The organism is Paenibacillus sp. Cedars, assembly GCF_003184205.1.
GTDB lineage: Bacteria > Bacillota > Bacilli > Paenibacillales > Paenibacillaceae > Paenibacillus_AQ > Paenibacillus_AQ glucanolyticus.
Genome location: NZ_CP020866.1, coordinates 2,032,170 through 2,055,126, shown reverse-complemented (window position 1 = coordinate 2,055,126; position 22,957 = coordinate 2,032,170). Strand labels below are relative to the sequence as shown.

General features: G+C 49.9%; 19 protein-coding genes and 1 riboswitch. Of the genes, 4 read left to right on the top strand and 15 right to left on the bottom strand.

The genetic code is table 11. The features are described 5' to 3' along the window. Positions 1-33 precede the first annotated feature (33 nt). From B9D94_RS11275 to B9D94_RS11265, 3 genes are all read right to left on the bottom strand, one after another. Positions 34-1,542 carry a rhamnulokinase gene (locus B9D94_RS11275; RefSeq protein WP_148247027.1) on the bottom strand — a complete coding sequence of 503 codons (1,509 nt, stop codon included), beginning with the start codon at positions 1,540-1,542 and terminating at the stop codon, positions 34-36. Positions 1,543-1,616: 74 nt separating this feature from the next. Then, on the bottom strand, positions 1,617-2,276 hold the full coding sequence (locus tag B9D94_RS11270; protein WP_006211023.1) for a class II aldolase/adducin family protein: 660 nt from the start codon (positions 2,274-2,276) through the stop codon (positions 1,617-1,619). Positions 2,277-2,302: 26 nt separating this feature from the next. Next, on the bottom strand, positions 2,303-4,096 hold the full coding sequence (locus B9D94_RS11265) for an L-fucose isomerase (RefSeq protein WP_006211024.1): 1,794 nt from the start codon (positions 4,094-4,096) through the stop codon (positions 2,303-2,305). Positions 4,097-4,297: 201 nt separating this feature from the next. Here B9D94_RS11265 and B9D94_RS11260 point away from each other — a divergent pair, with 201 nt between their 5' ends. Then, complete coding sequence (locus tag B9D94_RS11260; RefSeq protein ID WP_006211025.1) at positions 4,298-5,155, top strand: AraC family transcriptional regulator; 858 nt, start codon at positions 4,298-4,300, stop codon at positions 5,153-5,155. 274 nt (positions 5,156-5,429) lie between these two features. Here B9D94_RS11260 and B9D94_RS11255 read toward each other — a convergent pair whose 3' ends face one another. Continuing rightward, on the bottom strand, positions 5,430-5,816 hold the full coding sequence (locus tag B9D94_RS11255) for a 2Fe-2S iron-sulfur cluster-binding protein (protein WP_148247026.1): 387 nt from the start codon (positions 5,814-5,816) through the stop codon (positions 5,430-5,432). A 217-nt stretch (positions 5,817-6,033) separates the two neighbouring features. Here B9D94_RS11255 and B9D94_RS11250 point away from each other — a divergent pair, with 217 nt between their 5' ends. Then, positions 6,034-7,308: a stalk domain-containing protein gene (locus B9D94_RS11250; RefSeq protein ID WP_148247025.1), complete on the top strand. Its 1,275-nt coding sequence runs from the start codon at positions 6,034-6,036 to the stop codon at positions 7,306-7,308. Between the two features lie 106 nt (positions 7,309-7,414). On the opposite strand, the gene B9D94_RS11245 is transcribed toward B9D94_RS11250, so the two are convergent. Next, positions 7,415-7,891 (bottom strand): C40 family peptidase, encoded by a 477-nt coding sequence (locus B9D94_RS11245; protein WP_006211028.1) that lies wholly within the window; start codon positions 7,889-7,891, stop codon positions 7,415-7,417. 3 nt (positions 7,892-7,894) lie between these two features. Continuing rightward, positions 7,895-8,028, bottom strand: a riboswitch (cyclic di-AMP (ydaO/yuaA leader). A 263-nt stretch (positions 8,029-8,291) separates the two neighbouring features. On the opposite strand from B9D94_RS11245, the gene B9D94_RS11240 reads away from it, so the two are divergent. Both B9D94_RS11240 and B9D94_RS11235 read left to right on the top strand, forming a co-directional pair. Further along, entirely contained in the window at positions 8,292-8,819 is a 528-nt protein-coding gene (locus B9D94_RS11240) for a hypothetical protein (RefSeq protein WP_036642396.1), read from the top strand. A gap of 324 nt (positions 8,820-9,143) precedes the next feature. After that, a protein-coding gene (locus B9D94_RS11235; protein ID WP_103110993.1) for an IS3 family transposase occupies positions 9,144-10,498 on the top strand; the annotation gives its coding sequence in 2 pieces (ribosomal slippage) (positions 9,144-9,597 and positions 9,597-10,498; 1,356 coding nt in all). A gap of 169 nt (positions 10,499-10,667) precedes the next feature. Here the strand turns inward: B9D94_RS11235 and B9D94_RS11230 are convergent. The 10 genes from B9D94_RS11230 to B9D94_RS11185 all read right to left on the bottom strand — a co-directional run bounded on the left by B9D94_RS11230 (position 10,668) and on the right by B9D94_RS11185 (position 21,727). Further along, positions 10,668-11,621, bottom strand: coding sequence for an ROK family protein (locus tag B9D94_RS11230; RefSeq protein WP_148247024.1), 954 nt, complete (start codon positions 11,619-11,621; stop codon positions 10,668-10,670). Positions 11,622-11,659: 38 nt separating this feature from the next. Then, positions 11,660-12,346 carry a copper homeostasis protein CutC gene (locus tag B9D94_RS11225; protein ID WP_036642394.1) on the bottom strand — a complete coding sequence of 229 codons (687 nt, stop codon included), beginning with the start codon at positions 12,344-12,346 and terminating at the stop codon, positions 11,660-11,662. 31 nt (positions 12,347-12,377) lie between these two features. Next, on the bottom strand, positions 12,378-13,838 hold the full coding sequence (locus B9D94_RS11220; RefSeq protein WP_148247023.1) for a leucyl aminopeptidase family protein: 1,461 nt from the start codon (positions 13,836-13,838) through the stop codon (positions 12,378-12,380). Positions 13,839-13,879: 41 nt separating this feature from the next. After that, positions 13,880-14,869: an ABC transporter ATP-binding protein gene (locus B9D94_RS11215; RefSeq protein WP_006211033.1), complete on the bottom strand. Its 990-nt coding sequence runs from the start codon at positions 14,867-14,869 to the stop codon at positions 13,880-13,882. Beyond that, the gene (locus B9D94_RS11210; protein ID WP_148247022.1) at positions 14,866-15,870 is read right to left on the bottom strand and encodes an ABC transporter ATP-binding protein; all 1,005 of its coding nucleotides are present in this window, start codon (positions 15,868-15,870) and stop codon (positions 14,866-14,868) included. The genes B9D94_RS11215 and B9D94_RS11210 overlap by 4 nt, the downstream gene beginning before the upstream one ends. A gap of 15 nt (positions 15,871-15,885) precedes the next feature. Beyond that, positions 15,886-16,791 (bottom strand): ABC transporter permease, encoded by a 906-nt coding sequence (locus B9D94_RS11205; RefSeq protein WP_148247021.1) that lies wholly within the window; start codon positions 16,789-16,791, stop codon positions 15,886-15,888. A 12-nt stretch (positions 16,792-16,803) separates the two neighbouring features. After that, on the bottom strand, positions 16,804-17,730 hold the full coding sequence (locus tag B9D94_RS11200) for an ABC transporter permease subunit (protein ID WP_006211036.1): 927 nt from the start codon (positions 17,728-17,730) through the stop codon (positions 16,804-16,806). A 120-nt stretch (positions 17,731-17,850) separates the two neighbouring features. Beyond that, positions 17,851-19,440, bottom strand: a complete 1,590-nt coding sequence (locus tag B9D94_RS11195; protein ID WP_036642390.1) for a glutathione ABC transporter substrate-binding protein — start codon at positions 19,438-19,440, stop codon at positions 17,851-17,853. Between the two features lie 93 nt (positions 19,441-19,533). Beyond that, positions 19,534-20,538 carry an asparaginase gene (locus B9D94_RS11190; protein WP_148247020.1) on the bottom strand — a complete coding sequence of 335 codons (1,005 nt, stop codon included), beginning with the start codon at positions 20,536-20,538 and terminating at the stop codon, positions 19,534-19,536. A gap of 28 nt (positions 20,539-20,566) precedes the next feature. Next, the gene (locus B9D94_RS11185; protein WP_006211040.1) at positions 20,567-21,727 is read right to left on the bottom strand and encodes an ROK family transcriptional regulator; all 1,161 of its coding nucleotides are present in this window, start codon (positions 21,725-21,727) and stop codon (positions 20,567-20,569) included. Positions 21,728-22,957 lie beyond the last annotated feature (1,230 nt).

Genomic DNA, 22,957 nt, shown 5'->3' with positions numbered 1-22,957 from the left:
ATGTTGCTTACATGAATAAAAGAGTGCAATAGCCTATTTCACTTGCTGCTGTGCGGTTATGGACTTGTAATGAGAGAAGGCTGCGTTCCAATCCTCTGCAGACGCTGGTTCATACCAGGCAAGGGGAAACGAACGCTTGACCAGCTCTACTCCCTCTTCCCGATTGCGCAGTGTGCCATTCGCCACAAATTGAACCAGCATATTGCCGATGGCGCTGGCTTCGACCGGTCCAGCCCACACCGTTCTGCCCATGGCATTAGCCGTATACCGGCATAACAGCTCGTTTTGAATGCCGCCGCCTACCATGTGCAGCCCATCATAATGGCATCCGGTAAGAATCTCCATTCGTTCAAGCACTTCCCGGTATCTTAATGCCAAACTCTGCAAAATACACTGCACAAACTCGCCAGTACTCTGCGGAACGGGCTGACTCGTCTTCTTGCAATACTCCCGGATCTCAACCGTCATATCCGCCGGATTCATAAAGCGCAGGTCATCCGGATGGATGAAACTCCTGAACGGTTCTGCCTCTTGCGCAAGTTCAACCAGCTCTGCGTATGAATACGTCAGTCCCTGAATCTCCCATTGGCGTTTGCATTCCTGCAAAATCCAGAGGCCCATAATGTTCTTCAGCAATTGAAAGGTCTCATAAGCCCCGCCTTCATTGGAGAAATCCTCTTCCAGCACCTCCATGTGCACAAGCGGCTCAGGAAGCTCCGTTCCAAGAAGCGACCAGGTTCCGCATACCAGATAAGCAAACTGCACCGAATTCGCCGGTACAGCGACCACGGCGGATTCCGTATCATGCGAGGCAACCGCAATGGCCTCTATCGCCGGAACCCCCAGCTCTTGTGCTACCGAATCCTGCAGCTTCCCTATAACCGTCCCCGGTTGAATGGGATCTATGAACAGGGCGCGGGCAAGCCCGAGCTCTTCGAGGAGCTTCTCGTTCCATTCGCCATCCGTCACATGATACAGCTGCGTGGTTGTCGCCATTGTAAACTCGCATGCCTGTACCCCTGTCAAATAGTAATTCAGCAAATCCGGGGTGAGCAGGAGTTTATCCGCAATATCCAGCATCGGCGATTGTGACTTCAACATCGCATTTAATTGAAATATGGTGTTAAACGGCATAAACTGCAGTCCGCTTTCTTGAAACAGGCGTTCCTTGCCAACCTGCTCACAAGTCTCCTTCACCATTCCCTCGGTCCTCAGGTCCCGATAATGGTAAGGAACCCCGATCAGCTCTCCGTTGCAATCAATCAGCCCATAATCGACACCCCATGAATCAATGGCGTAGCTAACCGGTTGATGACCGGCTTGAAAAGCTTTGCGGATGCCATGCTTAACTTCCTGCAGCAGCATCGGAAAATTCCAATGCAGATGCTCTCCCATCTGTACAGGGATATTGGCAAAACGGTGAATCTCGGTAATCTTCAACATTCCGGGCGAATCATGATCAGAAGAGGTGATTTCTCCCAGCAGCGCCCGGCCGCTGCTCGCCCCCATATCAAAAGCAAGCACCGCCGATGATTTGCTCATAAGCCGCATCCTTTCTCACCTTCAGTACTGTACCCATCCGAATTTGAACCCATGGATCTGAACACAACAATCGTTTATTTCATCTTCTGCAACAGCTGGATTCGATAATCTTCACTTTCGAGTGCAGCGATGTCGTCCACTTCCTGTTCCGTCAGCGGCACCAGCGTGCCGGCAGCCTTCGCGCTCAAGTAGATTTTGGCACTCTCTTCCACAACCTGGGTCCGGTAATAGGCTTCCCGAAGATTCCGGCCGGTGGTGACCAAGCCGTGGTTGCCCAGCAGAATGGAACTGGCCGTTGTAACCTTCGCCGCAACGGCATCTGCCAGCAGGTCGGTTGTCGGGATAATATACGGAATATAAGCTGTTCGGCCGACCAATGCCGCTTGATCGGGGAACATCACCGGGAGCTCCCGCTCAACCAGCGTGAACGCAATGCAGTGTGACGGATGTGTATGCACCATGGCCCCGATATCCGGGTTGCTACGATAACCATACAAGTGCATCAATACTTCGGAAGAGGGTCTCAAGCCAATGTCGGTAATATCTCCCGTCGGGATGTCAACCTCAATCCATTGCTCCGGCTCGATCTCCTCCAGCGCAAAGCCGCTCGGGGACAAATACATTTTGTCCCCGGCTCTTGCACTGATGTTCCCTCCCGGACCTACAACAAGTCCGCTGTCGACGATTTTTTTGGCATACTTGCAGAGCTCGTTTCTCGTTTCTAGGTTCAGCATGATTCCTTCTCCTCTCGAATGACCCGTTATTTATATAGGGGTCCGAAGTTCTGACAAGCGCGGAAATCAGCGCTTTCCGGGTCAGACGTTCCGAACATGCCCCATGCACGCGGACGGAACACCTCTTCGGCGGACACATTATGCATGTTGACCGGAATCCGCAGCACGGAAGCAAGGGTTATAAGATCTGCACCGATATGACCGTAACTGATGACGCCGTGATTAGCCCCCCACTGATTCATAACCTCATACACGCTTGTGAACGCTCCCTGTCCTGTGAGGTTCGGCACGAACCAGGTTGTCGGCCAAGTCGGGTCGGTACGCTTGTCGAGTGTATCGTGCACCTCCGCTGGAAGATCCACCGAGTAACCCTCGGCAATTTGCAGGACGGGGCCAAGTCCCTTCACCAAATTCAGACGGAACATCGTCATCGGCATTCCGCCGCGTGTCAGATAATCGGTCGAATAACCTCCGCCCCGGAAGTACTCTAAATTAGCCGGTCTCCACTCCGTTGCCCTCAGCGTGCGGTCCACTTCCTCGTCCGTAATCTCCCAGAACGGCTTCATGGCCGGTTTGCCGTCCTTCTCCTGCTCGCCCGTGCCATCCAGCGCTGCCGAGCCCGAGTTAATCAAATGCAAGATGCCGTTCTCCGCCTTGCCTTCTAGCTTGTAACCCGTGACCCGTTCAACCGATGCCGGACTCCAGTATGTTCTAACATCCGCGAAGATCTGCGCCGTGTTGGTTAACAGATGCCCGAAGAGCATGCCCACGCCATTCAAGCTGTCATTCTCGGTGGCGACAACATAAGGAGCGCGTTTGCCGTTCCAGTCGAAGGAGGAGTTCAGCAAGGTCTCCAGGAAATCACCATTCGGCGAATGATCCGTCCACTGGCGTTGTCCTTGAAAACCGGAAGCGATTGCGCTGTGCCCCTGCGCTTCCTCCTCGAAACCCAGCTCAGCCAGGCGCGGATTGCCAATCATTAAGTCGCGGGTAATCAGCGTCATTTTCACAACGGTTTCCCACTCCAGATCCTTCCGCTCCCGGCTGTTCTGAAGATGGTCCGGATTGTTGTCCGGTCCTTCCGCACAGTTCTCCTTCACCCAGGCTAGCGCCTTTGTATATTCTTCAGGATCGTAAATGCCTTCTGCTAGGCGCCGCGTGAATTCGCTCATATCCACATATTCATTCCGCATGCCCAGATATTCCTGGAAAAAGCTGTCGTCTACAATCGAGCCGGCGATGCCCATTGATACGGAGCCCATGGACAAATACGATTGTCCACGCATATATGCAGCGGCCAAGCCGCTTCGGGCAAAGCGCAGAAGTTTCTCCTGCACATCGTCCGGGATGCGGGTATCGCCTTCGTCCTGAACGTCCTCCCCGTAGATACCGAATGCCGGCAGTCCCTTCTGTGCATGGGCAGACAGTACGGCAGCCAGATAAACCGCACCTGGACGCCCTGTTCCATTAAAGCCCCACACTGCCTTGGGACGTGAAGGATCCGCATCCATCGTTTCGGTTCCGTAACACCAGCAAGGCGTAACGGTTATTGTTAGACCGACCTCCGCATTCTTGAATTTTTTGGCGGCAGCTGCTGCCTCAGCGGCTCCACCGATGCAAGTATCTGCAATAACGCATTCAATCGGTTCGCCATTCGGGTATTTAAGCTCGCTGGACAGCAGCACAGCGACGGCCTTGGCGAGGTTCATCGTCTGTTCTTCGAGGGATTCCCTTACCCCTCTCCGTCTTCCATCTATCGTAGGGCGAATGCCGATTTTCGGAAATCCGTCCCGCCATCTGTAATCGTTTTCAATTGTCATGTATGCCACGCCTCCCAATCAGGAATATGACCTCATTGTAAATTGATTCAGCGCAGAGGATAACCCACTATTTTGTTGTATCGGACCATAATTTCAGCAAGACAGTGAACCATTCCGGCTATTCATGTAAACGATTTCCGCATGATGAGCGTTATGCATTATAATGGATACAGGATGCTGCTTTCCAGGAGGGACGAGACCGTGCCAAAGATCGAAATCTCGCATAGCAAAAGCGATCAATTCCGCTTCATCAAAAATCCGCAGCTGCTGTTTGCCGGGCAAGTGGTGGACGAGGATTTTTTCTACGGGCCACCGCAAATTCACGATTTCTGTGAGATCCTCTATGTGGTTGAAGGACGCGGGGAATTCACCATCGCAGGAAAAGTATATGAACTCCGCAAAGGCGATGTTGCGATTTACAACCCCGGTGTCCCCCATGAGGAACGATCCATTACGGACGGGCCTTTTAAAGTAATCTATTGCGGCGTGGATTCGCTCCACATTGAAGGCGTTCCGCAAGGAATGCTGCTGCCGGCGTATGTCGAGCCGGTTATTTCCTGTGAGAAATACGCCTATAAAGTCGAAAGTTATCTTTCGGAAATCATCCGCGAATGTGATTCGCAGGTGCTGGGTTACGAAACGCTGAGCACGAACCTGCTCATGTCATTGATCACCGTGATCTATCGCATCGTGGATGTAAAGCATCAATTTCAATCCCTGAAGGGCAAGAATGAAATCGCGCTCCGGACCAAACAGTTCATCGACGCCAACTATACCCAAAGCATCAGTCTGAAGGACATCGCGGATACGATGTACGTCAGCCAGCATTATTTATCCCATCTGTTCAAAAAAGAGCTTGGCGATTCTCCCTTCAATTACTTGATATCCCGCCGGATTGAGGAAGCCAAGCGCCTGCTTGCCGATTCGGAAATGCCAGTGCATGAGGTGGCCTCACAAGTAGGCTATGGCAACGATAAATACTTCTCGATGTTATTCAAGAAAATTACCGGTCAAACGCCAAGTTCCTTCCGGGAACAGAACAAGCTGGCCTTGGAATAAAGAGATTTACATGCGCAGACTATTTATATGAAGCCGTCTTTAAAGAACCTTAGTCCGGTGCTCAACTAGACTAGGTTCTTTGCATTTTTCTGGTAACGTTATGGATTTCCCTTGCGTGATATACCCCCTTCATTTTTTCACGATTAAAAAAGCATGCAAAAAAGGCCTGCCCTCCTTATCGTTCAAGTTGGAATAAGCCTTTGAAAATTCCGATCAGTGTATTGAATAGCTATTCTAATCTGCAACTCAAAAAATAGTCGCCAGATAATATCGTTCAAAAGTACGGAGCATGCCTGATTTTGATGGGACCCACCGCTTCGATACGGCTCTGACATCCCAAACGGTAGCCTTCCTCAATCTCTTCCGGATCAAGACGCCCCTCTTCCGCAAGGTTCGGCTCGGACAAATATTGAATACCCTCCGCCACCATGCAGCGGCAGCGCGCGCAAGTCCCTCTTTTGCAAAAGGAGTTCCAATCCACGTCATTCCGCTCCGCAAGATCCAGCACGGTCATACCAAGAACAGGCGCCACATTACGCTGAATCTCTCGTCCCGTAAGCTCGATAATCAGATCCGGTACAGCCTCAATCGGTTCTCCTTCCGTACTCAACGATGTATCTCCGCGTTCACTACCCTTTTTATTCTTCCAGAATTTAAACACGCCGTTGTCCCCCTATGCATGTAATCATCAGGTTATGTATGAATTCCTGTATTTATTATACTTGAAAGTTTAAAAAATCAACATGCCTGCTCTTATCTATTCTATGACATCATGTAATTGGAACTCTATGAAAATTTTGCTATAATTGCATATGCTAGATTACCATTCCATGCAAGGCCAATCTACTATTATATGATGAGTTGGAGGAATACGGAGTATGTTACATAAACATGTAGGAAAAACAGCGGCCGCCACCGTTCTGGCCCTATCCTTGCTGGGTGCGGCCACGAATATCAGTAATGCCGCCGCAGCACCGGCTATTGCGGTCATGCTGGATGATGTTCCACTGAAATTTGATGCTGCTCCGAGGATAGACAACGGTGTCACTTATGTTCCATTCCGGACCGTTGGCGAAGCGCTCGGAATTGAGATCACCTGGAACAGCAAGACGCAAACGGTGAAAGCGATCGGCAGCCTGAAGGGGCAAGCAACGGAGGTATTGCTGCAGGTGGGCAGTAAAACTGCAACCGTGAACGGGAAAAAAGTTACGCTCGCGGCACCACCGGTACAGCGGGAAGGGCGCGTGCTGATTCCGCTCAGCTCGTTCAGCAGCCAATTCGGTGTCGACGTGGGCTGGAACCAGGCTACGCGTACGGTTTCCCTGACATCTCCGCAGCGGGAGATGCATTTGAGAGCCTTCTATGCTCTAGAATCCTATCAGGAACGCGATATAATACCTTCCATGAACTCAGTCGCTTTCGGGTGGAGCCGCATCGACCGCGAAGGTCAATTTACGCTTGAGGGTAAAGAGTACCGCTTGCCTGCATCTGCCGGTGATGTAACGCCACAATCCATTGTGGCGGATGCAGCGGATCAGAACATTAAACCTCATCTTATGGTTTATGCTTTGGATGGTAATGGTGAACTGACCAAGGTTCTGAGTGACAGCACCCTTCGGCAGAAATCGATTGAGGGCATAACGACAGCCGTTACGGACAACGCCTTCGGCGGAGTTGTTCTCGATTTTGAAGGGCTCGGTTTTAAATTGAATGCAGGGCAGCAGCAGAAGCTGCTTAACGATTATGTCAAACAGCTGAAGGCTTCTTTACCGAAGGACATCTCCCTGTCATTGGCCGTGCCGCCATTGAACAGTGCCTATAAAGGCTATGATTACAAGACTCTTGCCTCCATAGCAGATGATCTCATCATTATGGCTTATCAGTACAACCCGGTCGGCACCAAATCGCAGGTACCCGAGCCTAACAGTCTTGTAGATCAGGCGATTCAGCTTGCACTCCAAGCGGGTGTTCCTAAGCAAAAGCTCCTGCTCGGCATCAGCTTAAGCAGTGAAACTCCGTCTTCCGTAGATGATAAGCTGGGTCTCGCCAAGCGCTATGATCTAAAGGGAGCCGCCTTCTGGCGTCTGGGACTATTCCGGACTTATAATAATCAGATGGAAGGCGCTGTGAATGCTTCTGTTGTAAAGGAATAAAGTGATCAGGTCTAGCATCCCTCAATAAAAGAAAGCCTGACAAAGATGGATCTTTGTCAGGCTTTCTTAATATGTATTATACTTCCCGAAAAACTGCGTCTCTCAATTAGCTTGGACTGCCTACCAGTTTCGCATAGTTTTCTTGACTCAGTACACGACGCGCCGTTACATAACGCGGCTCATAATAAGAATCGCTAAGCTTGCTGATTCTTACACCCTTGCTGCTGGAAGCATGCGCAAATTGACCTTCGCCAATGTAAACTCCTGCATGCGAAATTCCGCTGCCGCTTGTATTGAAGAACACCAGATCTCCAACCCGCAGGTCTTCGCGATCCACATAAACCCCGGCTTTAGCCTGGCTTTGGGATGTGCGTGGAAGATCTATATCAAAATTTCTAAACATGTACAGTATAAATCCGGAGCAATCAAATCCACTGGTGGTCGTTCCGCCCCATTTATATGGGGTTCCTACCAATTGTTTCACTTGATGCTGAAAGTTCGGTTGTTGATCAGCAAATGCTGTTACGGCACCTGAAGAAAAAATAATTGCAGACCCAAGCAATGTGATGACAAATTTCTTCAAAATATGTTCTCTCCTTCGATGCCTACGGAGTTAGCTAAGGGTTCGGTTGAAGGTTCCCTATACTCTCTTTAGTACAAGAATAATTCACCCAAGACGGTTCCCCCGTTTTCACAAACGAAATTCGGCAAAAATTCATTAACATTTTGTAACTTCTCTTAATATAGTATACAAGCAAGGATGCTGTCAATAATATCCTAAGAATCTATCGTTTTATGTTACCCGCTGTCGGAATAATCGAATTTCGCAGCTTGATTTCTGTTAACAATCTCACATAGTCATGACAATTATGTAACTCTAGCGTATTCCTCTTACTCCATTTTCTTAAAACGTTTAGCAACTTTTTACAGGATCCTGCGTTTAACTATATCAGAAAAGAAATCATAGAGGTGATCCATTACGAATGAGTCAAATCACAATGGCTGAAGCTTTAGCCGTACGGGCAGCAATTCATCGTCTTATGAGCCAGCTGGCGTCGGAGCGACTGAATAACAGCAGTACGATCATTGAAAAAGGAGAAACGGCTGAGTATCCCGCGCGGAGTGTAGATGTCATTACGGAAGAGATTGAAGCGGCGGCGGCGGATTTCAGAAAACTGGATTTGCTGATGGCCCTCTCCAACACAACGCAGACGATCTCCTGGAATGGTTCCGACATAACGATCATGGAAGCAATCGAGCTGGCGAAACACATTCGCGGTGATATCGGACAGCTTGCACACCTCGGCTCTCGCAAGAAGCTTGAGCGTCAAAGCAGCCGGGGAAGCGGAGACAACGCCACGACGCTGTTCAACGTCGCTCTATATGATCCTGAAGCTTATCAGGCGGCAGCGCGCAAGAAGGAACGCGAGGTAACCAAACTCTCGTCACTGATAGAACATGCCAATCATAACGCCATGATATCGTTTGACGCATCGAAGTATATGGGGTAACGGCAGCCGCCGGCTCCAAGCCTACAGGTATTCCTCACGTGCGGGTTTGGAGCCGGCGGTTACCGCCGGCGGGCGGGAAAGTGCGGGCAACCGCTTGTTTGTCGGATACAAACAAACCATAAGAAAACCAAAAAGTCGAATCCTATGCACAAACGGATGGCGGTTTACGGTTCACACTTATCACTCATTACATGTGACGGACTCCCCAATAGCAAAAAAAAGATCGCCCCGTTTCCCGCTTCCCTGATACATAATGAAAGCCGCCCTTCTATGAACTGCACCCCATTTGTTAGACATATCTAACAGTTGGAGGTGCAGTTTTTTATGACTAAATTTACGAAGGATAGCAAATTGGCATTAATTCAAGGGTATGACTCTGATCTTCTATCTCAAACAGAATACGCAAATCAAATGCGTGTAACCAAGTCTCAATTCCAATATTGGTTGAAGCTTTATGAGATACATGGTGAGACTGCCTTTACTAACGGCTATACAAATTATCCGGCAAGCTTTAAACTGGACGTACTCAATCATATGGCTCAATCAGACGCTTCTCTCATGGATACCGCTGCTTTGTTTAAGCTTCCGGACTTCTCCATGTTGTATTCCTGGCAGAGAAAGATGGAGACAGGCGGTTTAGAAGCCCTTGAGCCAAAAAAGAAGGGGCGTCCATCCATGAAGAAAAACCCCAATTCGTCTACCAAACGATCCGTAGTTGAAGGGTCTGTCGAAGCACTTGAAGAACGTATCAAACAGCTTGAAATGGAAAATGAGTATCTAAAAAAGTTGAATGCCTTAGTTCGAAACAAGGAAAAATCACCAAACAAGACAAAGCACAAGCCGTCTGGCAACTAAGGCATAAATATCCGGTGAAGGCACTCGTACAGGTGGCTGGTGTCCCGCGAAGCACCTATTACAACCTTATAAAGTGTATGAACCAACCAGATCCGAATACCGAGTTGAGGGCTGAAATTCAATCCATTTACGTGGAACATGACGGACGGTACGGATATCGCCGTATTCGTGATGAACTGGCAGTCCGTGGGTGGAAAGTTAACCACAAAAAGGTTCAGAGACTCATGAAGAAAATGGGTCTTACATGCCTGGTTCGCGTGAAAAAGTATAAGTCATATAAAGGGAGCGTCGGCAAGATTGCACCGAATCATCTGGACCGCCAGTTCACGGCTGGGGCGCCAAATGAGAAATGGGTGACGGACATTACGGAATTTAAGTTATTTGGAGAAAAGCTGTATCTATCGCCCATTTTGGACTTATTCAACGGGGAAATTATCACCTATACCCTGGATTCACGACCAACCTATTCTCTGGTATCTCAGATGCTGGATGCAGGACTGAAACGTCTGCCGGAAGAACACCATCTTCTCCTTCATTCTGATCAAGGATGGCATTACCAAATGAAGTCGTATCGGCATGCACTTAAGTCGAGAGGCATTCTCCAAAGCATGTCACGAAAAGGGAATTGTTACGACAATGCCGTCATAGAGAATTTCTTCGGCATTCTCAAGTCGGAGTTTCTGTACTACAAAGAGTTTGAATGTGTGGAACATTTTAAGGAAGAACTAAAAAAATATATGGAATACTACAATACCAAACGGTTAAAGGCAAAATTAAAAATGAGTCCAGTACAGTACCGAACTCATTTTGAGAAAGCTGCCTAATGAAATAACCGTGTCTAACTTTTGGGGGTCACTTCTCTATGGGCGGCTTTTTTATAACTACTGGCTATAAGACCCGTCTAATTCCAATTCTATTTCCCTGCCAAATGATCTCTATCTAAGCTTTATTCCATCCACTGCTCTATCCACTACCCAAGCATTAAATTTGTCATCACCGGAACAAGGCTGCGGCACCAACCAGACCCACATCATCCCGCAGACCGGCCGGAACGATCTCGTACGTGCCTAAATAGGACGGCATGACCAGTTTATCTGTCATTTCCCGCAGCTGCGGGAACAGCAGCTCTCCTGCTCTGCTGACACCTCCGCCAATTACGAGGCGGTCCGGGTTGAAGCTGTGAATGACATTAACCAGACCTAGTGCCATGTAATAAATAGCACGGTCGATGACCTCCACCGCTACAGGGTCCTGAAGACGCTTAGCTTCAAATACGTGCTTTGCATTCACTCCCCCATCCGCTGCAGCCAGCTCTCTGATCACGCTCGGCTGATCGAGCATCCGCTGAGACGCTGCATGGCCGATCGCTGTCCCCGAGGCAAATACCTCCCAGCAGCCATGACTTCCGCAATTGCATCTGGGACCGCTCGGATCGATGATATGATGCCCGAGTTCGCCTGCAAAAGAATTACTGCCCAGAAACAGCTTGCCGTCCAGCACGATTCCTGAACCAATGCCTGTACTCAGCGTCACATACACCATGTTAGTTGAACCTCTGCCGGCTCCTCTTACATATTCCCCCCACGCGGCTGCATTGGCGTCGTTCAGCACCTGAACTTCCGTATGCAGCTCACGCTCCATCCAAGCTTTGAGGGGGACATTGGTCCATTCCGGCAAATTCGTTCCATGAATGACAATCCCCTCTCGGCTATTCACTGTGCCTGGTGAGGCCATCCCTACCCCTCGAAGCGGATGGCCGCCCGACACACTGCGGATCATGGCCGTAATTCTGCCGACCACCTCCTCCGCCGTCTGTGCGCCGGCGGTTTCCATCTGCTCCCGGTTCAGCAGCTGTCCTTCGGAATCAAAGAGCGCTGCCGCGATCTTTGTACCCCCAAGGTCAACGCCAACCACAAATTCTTGCTGTTTATTCCATTCGGTTTGCAATTTTTGTTCACCTGTTTCCGATAGGTTTGCTACTACTTCTATTGATGTATGCTGTCTGCCAGCGATCTCAATTCAATCGGATCAATGGGCTTCAGCCCTGACCGACCATATCGAACCGCCGAGCCGAAATGCACCTCGCTCACACCGGTCTGATCGATAAATTCACGAATAATTTCCCATTTCAGGCCATTGCCGGCCAATATCTTAAGCTCGCTGCCTTTGGTTTGTTCCACAAGCTCCCGAATTCTCGGAATTGCTTGTGGCGCTGGCTGGGGCCCTCCCGATGTCAGTACACGGGTAACGGATGGGTATTTCAGCAGCGTACGCAGACCTTCGAACTGATCCTCCAGCTCATCAAAAGCACGGTGGAAGGTGACCTGCATGCTGCCCGTCCATTCCAGCATGTTGGCCAAGGAAACCTCGTCAATCTTCCCATCCGGGGTCAACATGCCCAGCACTACGCCGGCTGCCCCGGCCTTGCGGATCGCCTTGACCTCCGCCGTCATGGTTGCTATATCGTGTGTGCTGTACACAAAGGACCGACTGTGTGGTCTTACCATCACATGGACAGGAATTTGAACAGCCTTCACAACCTCTTCAACGAGACCGATTCCAGGCGTAAGTCCGCCCTCGGTTATGGCCGTAATTAATTCCAGACGGTCCGCACCATTCTGCTCTGCGGTGATGGCATCATCCACGCAAGTTGCGATAATTTCTAGAAGCATCATCGTCACTCCTCATCTGAAGTTCTGTTCTCTATGTCTTGAGAAACTGCTTCTCCACATAATCTGCCAACAATCTGGCGCCATAGCCAGTGGCTCCCGCAGCGGAATAGGGAAACTCCCGTTTATACTGGACGGTGCCTGCCATATCGATGTGCACCCATTTCATGGACTCGGCTACAAAATGGCGGATGAACAGCGCAGCCGTTATGGCTCCAGCCAGCGTAGACGTACCGACATTTTTTAAATCCGCATAATCGCTTCTCAGCTCCGAGGCATACTCATTCATCAGCGGCATGGGCCACAAACGCTCCCCGTTGCGTTCCCCGATATCAACCAAATCAGCTGTAATCTCCCGGTCTCCCCAGATTCCAGCAATCTCCAGGCCGAGCGCTGCGCCGACATTGCCTGTGAGGGTAGCGATATCAATGACCTTATCGGCACCGAGATTCGCTGCATGCAGCAGAGCATCCGCAATAATCAATCTCCCTTCCCCATCCGTATTGGCTACCTGAACACTCAGCCCGTTCGGATAATGGATAACGGAAGAAGGAAGCATGGCATTCGGTCCAGCTAAATTATCAGCCACGGCGATCAGTGCCGTGACTCGCACCGGTGCTTGGCGAGATACCAGAATATCCATTGCACCAACGACGGCAGCAGCACCGCCCATGTCCATGCGGGCATCGCTGATATCTCGGCCAATCTTGACGTTCATACCGCCCATATCAAAGGTTACGCCTTTGCCGATGAGCACGATATGAGGACTCTTCTCCGATGAAGAAGCTCCGTTGTAGGATAATTCAATCATGGCAGGGGCGTATTGGCTGCCAGCGCCTACGGCAATAAGCCCGTTCATCTGCCGATCATGAAGCTCTTGTCCGCGATACACGTGAAGCTGAACCGGTGCCTTCTTGAAGCGTTCCTCCACGACCGCAACGAACGCTTCCGGATTTAACGTTTCCGGTGATTCGTTAACCAAATCTCGCGTGAGCCGGGTTCCGTTTATGCGGATGGAAGCCTCCCTCAGGATGGATTCCATATCTTCACGGGTGAGCCCCTGCCAATCTTTCACTCGGAGATTCAAGGAGAGGTCTTGATGATTGGCTGTAACGCCTCGATGTTTATTGAATTGATATAATCCGTACATCCAGCCTTCCATCCATGCTTGAAGCTCCTCCTTCACCGATATTGCTGCAGAAGCCCCTCCCTCGCGGAATGAGGCGCGCACCAGCACCGCACTTGCTTTTTTCTCCTTAAGCAGTGCTCTCGCTGCGGATGCTCCCGTTCTGCGCACTTGCTCCAATGTCAGGCCAGAGCGCGGACCCATTCCGGCTACGAGATCGTCTGTCTCATGATGAGAACGGCCATAGAACCAGGTCAGTGTATATTTTTGCTTCTGGGATTCCGTTACCCGGAAAGGGGGCCCCTCCCCTTCATAAACCGCATAAATCGAAGTATCTACCGATTGCATATCGTCTATTGTGATTTGCATCTGAGTCCTCCTCCTCAACCGAACATCCATATCAAAGCTGCTTACACATGCTTCATGATCTCTTCATCATATAAATGACAAGCCACCTGATGCCCTGGTTCAACCTCACGGTATACGGGCGTTACCTGCTTGCACACTTCCATGCAGGAAGGGCAGCGCGTGTGGAATCGGCAGCCTGTTGGCGGATTCACGGGACTTGGCAAATCGCCTTTCAGAATAATCCGTTCCTTCTTCTGTTTCGGATCCGGAACCGGAACCGAGGACAACAGCGCCTGGGTATACGGATGCAGCGGACGATCGTACAGCGTATCTTTATCCGCCGTTTCCACCAAAGTCCCTAAATACATCACACCGATCCGGTCGCTGATATGCTCGACAACACTCAGATCATGCGAGATGAACAGGTAAGTTAGCCCATACTCCTCTTGAAGATCCTGCAGCAGGTTCAGCACCTGCGACTGGATGGATACATCCAGTGCCGAAACAGGCTCATCTGCTACGATCAGATTCGGACGAACGGACAGTGCTCTGGCAATGCCAATCCGCTGACGCTGGCCCCCGCTGAACTCATGGGCAAAGCGTTCGGCATGGAAGCTGTTCAAACCCACCGTTTCCAGCAGCTCGCAAGCCAATTTATCCCGCTCTTTCGTGCTCATCTTGGTATGGATCAGCAACGGCTCTGCCACCAGCTCTTTCACCTTCATCCGGGGATTGAGGGAAGCGTAAGGATCCTGGAAGACCATCTGCATATCTTTACGAAGCGGACGCATCTGATTATCGTTATAACCGCTGATGTCTTGTCCGTTAAAAATCACTTCGCCTGCGTTTGGTGTCAGCAACCGTGTGACCAGCCGGCCTGTCGTTGACTTGCCGCATCCGCTCTCCCCAACAAGACTGAAGGTTTCGCCCTTCTGAATGGCGAAGGATATTCCGTCCACGGCGCGCAGCTGCTTGGCGTTACCGAAGAATCCTTTTTTCACGGTGAATGATTTCTGCAGGTTCCTGACTTCTAACAAAGGTGTTTCTTTCATGCGGTTTCCCCTCCTTCCGGATGCCCTTCCTGCGTCAGCCAGCAGCGACTTTGACGATGCGATTCATTGGCAACGGGCAGCAGCTCAGGCTCCTGTGACAAACAACGCTCCATCACGAATGGGCAGCGCGGTGCAAACTTGCAGCCTTGAGGCATATTCATCAAATCCGGTACGTTCCCGGGTATCGATTCCAAGCGGCGAACCTTCTGTCTCAGCTTCGGCACGGAATGAATGAGCCCTTTGGTATATGGATGCTGCGGATTCTCAAACAGCTCCTCCACTGTTGCTTCTTCCACCACCCGGCCGGCATACATGACAACCACACGATCGCACATTTCCGCGACGACGCCAAGGTCATGTGTGATGAGCAGCATTCCCATTTCTTGCTCTCTCTTCAGCCGGTTCATCAGATCCAGGATTTGAGCCTGAATCGTTACATCGAGCGCTGTCGTTGGTTCGTCAGCTATGAGCAGCTTCGGATTACAGGACATGGCCATTGCAATCATGACGCGCTGCCGCATGCCGCCAGACAATTGGTGCGGATAGTCATCCACGACTTCATCGGCTCTCGGAATCCCAACCAGTTTAAGAGACTGAATCGCATGATTACGCGCCTTCTTACGGCCGTAGCCCAGATGAAGCATAATCGACTCTTCCAGCTGCTTGCCGATGCGCAGCACGGGATTGAGTGAGGTCATCGGCTCCTGGAAGATCATTGCCAGCTCGTTACCGCGGTAACGACGCATTTCTTTTTCCGACAGCTGCACCAGATCCTTGCCTTCAAAGCTCACGGAGCCCCCGGAGATTCTGCCGGGTGTATCTTTAAGAAGTCTCATGATGGACAGGGAGGTCACGCTTTTACCGCAACCGGATTCACCTACGAGCCCGAGCACTTCGCCTTTATTAATATGAAAATCCACTCCCGCCACAGCGAGCACCGATGAGCCCTCGCGTTTGAACTCGGTTTTGAGACCTTTCACTTCAAGCAATGTTTGCGCCACGATTTATCCCCCCTTTTAATTTTTTGTCTTCGGATCCAGCGCGTCATTGAGGCCATCCCCAATCAGGTTAAAAGCAAGCACCGTCAAAAAGATGACGAAACCTGGAAAATACACGATATGCGGAGCAATGCTGAGGTAATCACGCCCCATGCTTAGCATGGCACCCCAATCCGGTTCAGTCGGCTTCGCCCCAAGTCCAAGAAAGCTCAAGGATGCCGCTGCCAGAATGGCGCCACCGATTTTCATCGAGACGTTAACAATGATGCTTGGTACGGTTTCAGGAAAAATGTGCTTCCAGATAATCCGATTATTCTTGGCGCCCATCGATTGGGCTGCTTCGACATACAGCGATTCTTTGGCAGACAAGGTTACGCTTCGGATGATCCTTGCGAACGACGGCGTCCCGAATACGGCTACTGCTATAACCACGTTGGATAAGCCCGGCCCCAAAATCGCCACGATACCGATGGCAAGCAGCAGATCGGGGAAGGAGAACATAACATCGCTGCCCCGCATGATCAGACGATCGATCCAGCCGCCATAATAACCGCTGATTAGTCCGAGAATGGTACCCGCTATTGCGGAAATGAATACCGCGCTTAAGCTGACAGCCATCGTGAGCATTGTTCCATCGATCAAGCGGCTGAGAATATCCCGGCCATACTCGTCGGTACCTGCCCAATGCGCTGCCGATGGTCCTTCCATCAGGGCGTCGTAATTCGGTTCATTTGGAGGATAAGGTACAATATGCGGACCGATTATTGCTACTATGAATAACAGCAGGATAAACGCACTGGATATAACGGCAAGCTTTTGCTTCATAAACTTAGACATAAACGCTTTGAATTTGCCTGTTGCCGGCCTGTTCACAAACGTCTCCTCTGGTACAGAAATGACAGTCGCTGTCGAGTTGTCGCTCATTGGTTCCCCCTCCTATTTCGATGCATACCGGATTTTCGGATTCAGTACGCCATAAAGCAGATCGACGATCAGGTTGATTAAAATAAATTCAGCTGCAAACATTAACAGCAAGGCCTGGATCACGGTATAATCACGAAATGCGATGGAATCTACCAACAAACGACCCATGCCCGGTATGCTGAATACCGTCTCAACCATAACCGAGCCGCCAAGCAGGAACCCGAACTGCAGTCCGGCAACGGTCACTACTTGAATCAGGGAATTTCGCAGCGCATGTCTTCCGACAACGGTAAACTCGCGCAAGCCTTTGGCGCGTCCGGTTCGGACATAATCCTCACGCATCGTCTCCAGCATGGAGGAGCGGGAGTATCTCGCCAGCATGGACATAATGCCGGCTCCAAGCGTGAAGGAAGGCAGAATATAAGATTGCCATGTATCAATGCCCCCTGTCGGGAACCATCCCAACTGAACGGAGAAAACTTGTATAAGGACAAGCCCAAGCCAGAATCCAGGCAGCGAAATACCGGATATCGCGGCCAGCATACCGATATAATCCGGCCATTTGCCTCGATTAACAGCGGTTACAATCCCGATAAGCAGTCCAATAATAAGTGCCCAGCCAAGACTGGTAAAAGTCAGGATAATGGTTGGGAGAAAACGGCTTTCCAGCATCTCCATAACCGGTATTCCGGAACGTACGGATTCACCCAAGTCACCCTTCAACAGATCACCCATGTAATTAACATATTGCTGCCATAACGGCAAATTCAATCCCAGCTGCTCACGAATACCGTTGATCTCCTCAAGGGTGGCATCCTTACCCGCAACAAGTCTCGCCGGATCTCCAGGAATAAGATGAATGAACATAAATACGAGTATCGATACAATGAACAGCAGCGGGATAACCCCCAGCAGCCTCTGAATTGCATATCTTCCCAAGGGATGAGCCTCCTTCCGCAACATTTGAGCTCTTTTTAAAATAAGATGGGCCGCATCCTTAATAATCTTAAGAAGCGGCCCACCACAAGGTATACGTTCAGTAAGCTCTTCGCTGTCTGATTACTTTATTTCGGCATTCAGCACATTGATGGAACCATCAGGGAATGCCTTCACGCCTTCAAGATAAGCTCTTTTACCCGTAATGACCTGATCTACACCGAGGAACGCCCATGGCGCATCTTCCCAGATTTGCTTCTGGATGTCGGCATAAATGCTTTTTGCAGCCTCTGGATCTACAGACTTATTGGCATCCATGATCCACTTATCTACGTTATCATTCTTGTAATATGCTGTATTAGAGCCAGCTGGCGGGAAGAATTCACTGCTGAACAGACCTTTAGTGGCTCCATCCGCATCGCCTGAAGATGGTGACCAGCTTACATACCACATTTGAATCTTCGCATCTTCCGGCGTTGCCGAATTGATTTGATCGGACAGCGTAGCACCCTCCATCGATTTCACTTCGACTTTGATTCCGACTAGAGCAAGCTGCTGTTGAATGAACTGCATACCCTTCATCGTTTCGGAGTCGTTCTCTCCCCAGATTTCTGCTTCGAATCCTTCCGGATAGCCAGCTTCCGCAAGGAGTGCTTTGGCTTTCTCCGGATCGTAGTCATAACCGGATTGCTCTGAATAATACTGTGTCATTGAGGACATGGAGGAAGTCAGCTTGGAGCCAAGACCGGATTTGACAACCTTAATGTATGCTTCTTTATCGATTGCATAGTTGATCGCTTGACGGACTTTCAGATCGTCGTAAGGTTTCTTCATCGTGTTCAGTGTGATGTAACGCACGATGGTGGAATCGATCTTGTCAACAACGATGTTCTGATCGCCTTCGACCTCAGATACCTGCTCTGTCGGCATCGGGTAGATGAAGTCCGCTTCTCCGGTCTTCAGCATGGCAATACGGGAACCATTCTCAGGTACAGGCTTGAACGTGATACTGTCGACTTTGGGCAGACCCTCCTGCCAGTAGTCTTCGTTCTTCAGCACAACGAGACGATCACCTTGGACCCATTCTTTGAATTTGTATGCTCCGGTACCCACGGGGTTCTTCGTGATATCAATACCGTCTTCAAGCGCTTTCGGACTGATGATCAGCGCCATGGCCGTCTTGTTCAAGAACGCGTTGTAGGGCTCGCTGAGAGTAATAACAACGGTATGTTCGTCCGGTGTTTGAACATCTGCCACTTTCGAGAAGCTTTTACGCATACGAAGGTTGTTCTCTTCATTCATAATGCGCTCCAGATTGACTTTTACCGCTTCAGCATTGAAATCTGTTCCATCATGAAACTTCACGTTCTTACGCAGGTTGAACGTATACGTCAAACCATCTTCACTGACTGTGTGGTCTTCAGCCAGCATAGGCACGAGTTCCATTTTCTCATTGAAACCCATCAGGCCTTCATACATCGTGCGTGCACCGGAAATCGAGTGCGTGTCTCCAGCATTGTGCGGGTCAAGCGTGATGAAGTTGGCGTTGATGGCAATGACCACGTCTTTATTATCTTTTGTCACCGGCTTGGTTTCGCCGCCGCCTTCACTTGCACCTTCACCGCCTCCGCTATTTCCGCCGCAGCCTGCCGCAACAATCGTGAATGCGAGCAGCAGCATAAGCAGTGACCATGTTCTACCTTTGAATCTCATTGTTTACTCCCCCTTTGATGTAATAATATCTATAGATTCACTCGCCGCTTAAGAAAATAACATCTCTTCCTTAAGCCTTGAGTTCCTCACAGCTTAATCATTCCAGTCATACACGGCCCGCCGCTCGCCAACAAGCGTACCGCCATCGTTAAAGATCGCATTCGGCACAAGATCATACAATCGATTAATCGTAGCTTGATTGTCATAACCAAGACGCTCCAGGATGGAGGCAATGATACAAGGCCATACTTGTTCGGAGCCATCGGATACTTTAAGCGAGATGGCCAAGCGCTCCTCCCGAAGTCCGATGCCGTATACGCCTTTGGCGCCGCCCTTGGCAGCCAGATTGGGATCCCGGAGCAGAGCCGAGCACACAAATCTCGTATCTGCGATGACATCCGGATACTCGTTCATCAGCTGTGCCATTCTTGCAGCTGCATCCGCTGTCTCCGCATCGTGGATCAAATCCGGACAAGCCAGCTTAAGGAACGAGTACCCGATGCGATCCAGAGGAAGTGCGAAGATGGGAAGCCCACAGCCGTCGATGCCTTGCGGAATCGAGGAAACCGGAACTTCAGCAAAGTAAGCCAGGGTTTCAAGGATTTCCTGCTGAACCGGATGCTCCGGCTTGTAATACGTGCTCTCGTCCCAGCCCATATGCTTGCTCAGGGCAATCAAACCGCTGTGCTTGCCTGAGCAGTTATGGAATATCCGGCGCTTCTCCTCATGGTTGTGGTGCCTCTCTGCCTTTGCATCCTCATTCAATGGATAGGTTGCACAGCAGTGGAGGGCCTCCTCCTGAATCCCTGTTTTTTTAAGAATGGATTCCAGGGCATCGATATGAAAGCGTTCGCCCCGGTGGGAAGCGGCAAACAGTGCCGTCTCTTCCCCCGTAAGTCCGTAGACTTCGGCAATTCGGCGCTTCATAACCGGTATCGCCTGAAATGGTTTAGCCGCCGACCTCAGGAATGTCATGTGATGCGGATCACCTGCTGCATAAATGACCCCTCCGTTCTCGTCTACAACGCTGATCGCTCCGTAATGGACATTCTCCAGTACATTTCCGCGATATTCCTCTACCAATGGCACAAAACCCATAATCATGCTCCCCCGATCTTTAGATGAATTAATTCAATTGAAAATAACGATCCTGTGCCACAAGTCCCGAGCCAATGATGACGCCATGCTCATGCAGCTTGGAGCGGACGATGGTGAAGGAATCCTGAAGCGGTTCCCAGATATACTGCGTATAACAGAGATTGGTAATCTCCTCATACACTTCGGGAAACTTGTCCAGAATTTCACCGCTCAAGATGACGCTGTCAGGGTTGTACATGCTAACCACGTTGTTGATTGTAATGGCCATATAAGCAAGGGCTCGATCGATTAAGTAACACGCCCACCTTGTTCCTGCACGTCTCTCCGCGAATAACTCTTCTATAGTACGAACCGGTTTTATTTTGCTGGCTTCTGATAGCAAGGACGGTATGTTGATATAGGTTTGAAGACAGCCGGCCTTGCCGCAGTCACACATCATGCCTTCAGGGTCCACCGTGGTATGTCCGATTTCCCCCGCACTGTTGGTCACCCCCCGGTAAATTTCCCCTTCCAGGATCAGTGCCGAGCCTACACCATTACCGAATCCCAGCAGCACCGTACGGTTGGAGCCATACGCGGAGCCTTTTAATTGTTCCGCCAATGCTTTCACTTTCAGCTCATTATCTACGACAGCTTGAAGCCCCGTTAATTCCTTCAGTCTCTCAGCAAGCTGCACATTCTTCCAACCCAGCTGAACGGAAAAATTGACAATGCCTGCTTCAACATCGATGATGCCTGGCAGCCCAACGCCGATTCCCACAATCCGTCTGCGATCGATATCGCATTCAAGAATCAGCTCTTCAATAATGTCTGCGATCCGAGCCACCGTTGCTTCTGGCGTATCGCCCGAAGATCTGGGAAAATTGCCGCTACACAGCACATTCCCCTGTACATCGATGAATCCGATGTTGGCCTGGTGACGATCCAGCTCGACGCCGATCGAGATCACGGCAGTATCCAGCAGCCTTATTAAGGAAGACTTTCTTCCTCGTCCGGCCGAAGCTTGTTCTTCCGTCTCATGAACGTATCCCTCTTCTGTCAGCTCTGACACTATGCGGCTGACGGTTGTCGGGCTCATTCCGGTTTGTTTGGCAATAGCTGCTCTTGAAATCGGCTGTTCATTCTTGATGATTTGGAATACCGTGAGTCTGTTCTGCCGCTTCATAAAGTCTTGATCATGCTTTTTCATGAAGACATCCCCTATTTAATTTCACCAGTAGATTAATTAGATCATTTTTCCATTTAAAACGACCTGTTATCATCAAAAAACAGTGATTTTTATCAATTTTATTATTTTTATTCTCCAGTGATATTAATAATAAAACGTCTTTTGTAAAAGTGTCAATATATATGACACATTTAAATTATTATTTTTTTATTTTGGAAATGTAAGCATTTCAATTTTTTGCGAAAGTGATACAATCCCTTGCATAGACACAGTTGCCCCTCTCACGCGCACAACATGACATTAATATGACACGAAATCTCCTGAAATGTAGATAACACCGCGGTTTGACTTCCATAATAAAGCCAACCGCGAAACGAATTATTGTATGTTTGCCAGCCTTGTTTGGTCGACATCCATCCAAGCATGCCCCGAACCTCGCATCAGGAAATTTTCCCATTCTAAGCGCCTCAATAGGTGGTTTTACAGGGGTTTAAAGTAATAACGATGTTGATTCGAGGCATGCCTACGTCGAACACTTCATCCAAGCGAAATAAACCACCCGAGAAATAAATTAGAGAGGTTTCTCTAATTTTAAAATGCACCCTATAAGATGACCTTTTTTAAAGTGTCTGTCTTATGGGGTACATTTTATTTCCCGAATGGCTTTAAAATTGATGATTTGTGATTGTCATTGATTCTTTGATTTTTGTTCCCGCTCGCTAGAAATCAGCTCGGTCCCCATGGAGCGAGTTGACCATCGCCCCGCAGCGCGTGATCGGCGCGGGAGCGAATGGCTGCCCGGGTCGTTCGATGGCTGTGCGTGCGGTTTGGTAGATGGCTATACAGCTCGGTGGCTGTGCGCGAGGGTTGGTGGCTGGCCATGGGGTTCGGTAGATGGCTATACGGCTCGGTGGCTGCCCGTGAGGGTTGGTGGCGCCGTGCGGTACGATGACTTTTGCGTGATTTGATGGATGCTGTGTGGTTGGATAGATGTCCGTCGAGGGCTGTACATGCGGTTTGGATGCTGCCCGAGGAGTTTGCTGGCTACCCCCTTACGTCGATGGCTGTCCACGTGGATCGATAGCTGCAGCGTGGTTGAATGGGTGGTTCCTGGGTGGTTGGATAACTGAGGACACTAACGGACTGGAACGCTCTTATCTGCCTAAAAAACCAGCTTTTGATTTTCTAACGGACTGGAGAGCTCTTATTTACTCGAAAACACCCCCAAAGGTGCTTTTCAGTGACGAATAA

Excerpts from the sequence above, each read along its gene's own strand:
- B9D94_RS11275 (WP_148247027.1), bottom strand. The coding sequence starts at position 1,542 with ATGAGCAAATCATCGGCGGTGCTTGCTTTTGATATGGGGGCGAGCAGC.
- B9D94_RS11270 (WP_006211023.1), bottom strand. The coding sequence starts at position 2,276 with ATGCTGAACCTAGAAACGAGAAACGAGCTCTGCAAGTATGCCAAAAAA.
- B9D94_RS11265 (WP_006211024.1), bottom strand. The coding sequence starts at position 4,096 with ATGACAATTGAAAACGATTACAGATGGCGGGACGGATTTCCGAAAATC.
- B9D94_RS11250 (WP_148247025.1), top strand. The coding sequence starts at position 6,034 with ATGTTACATAAACATGTAGGAAAAACAGCGGCCGCCACCGTTCTGGCC.
- B9D94_RS11240 (WP_036642396.1), top strand. The coding sequence starts at position 8,292 with ATGAGTCAAATCACAATGGCTGAAGCTTTAGCCGTACGGGCAGCAATT.
- B9D94_RS11225 (WP_036642394.1), bottom strand. The coding sequence starts at position 12,346 with ATGCTTCTAGAAATTATCGCAACTTGCGTGGATGATGCCATCACCGCA.
- B9D94_RS11220 (WP_148247023.1), bottom strand. The coding sequence starts at position 13,838 with ATGCAAATCACAATAGACGATATGCAATCGGTAGATACTTCGATTTAT.
- B9D94_RS11215 (WP_006211033.1), bottom strand. The coding sequence starts at position 14,869 with ATGAAAGAAACACCTTTGTTAGAAGTCAGGAACCTGCAGAAATCATTC.
- B9D94_RS11205 (WP_148247021.1), bottom strand. The coding sequence starts at position 16,791 with ATGAGCGACAACTCGACAGCGACTGTCATTTCTGTACCAGAGGAGACG.
- B9D94_RS11195 (WP_036642390.1), bottom strand. The coding sequence starts at position 19,440 with ATGAGATTCAAAGGTAGAACATGGTCACTGCTTATGCTGCTGCTCGCA.
- B9D94_RS11190 (WP_148247020.1), bottom strand. The coding sequence starts at position 20,538 with ATGGGTTTTGTGCCATTGGTAGAGGAATATCGCGGAAATGTACTGGAG.
- B9D94_RS11185 (WP_006211040.1), bottom strand. The coding sequence starts at position 21,727 with ATGAAAAAGCATGATCAAGACTTTATGAAGCGGCAGAACAGACTCACG.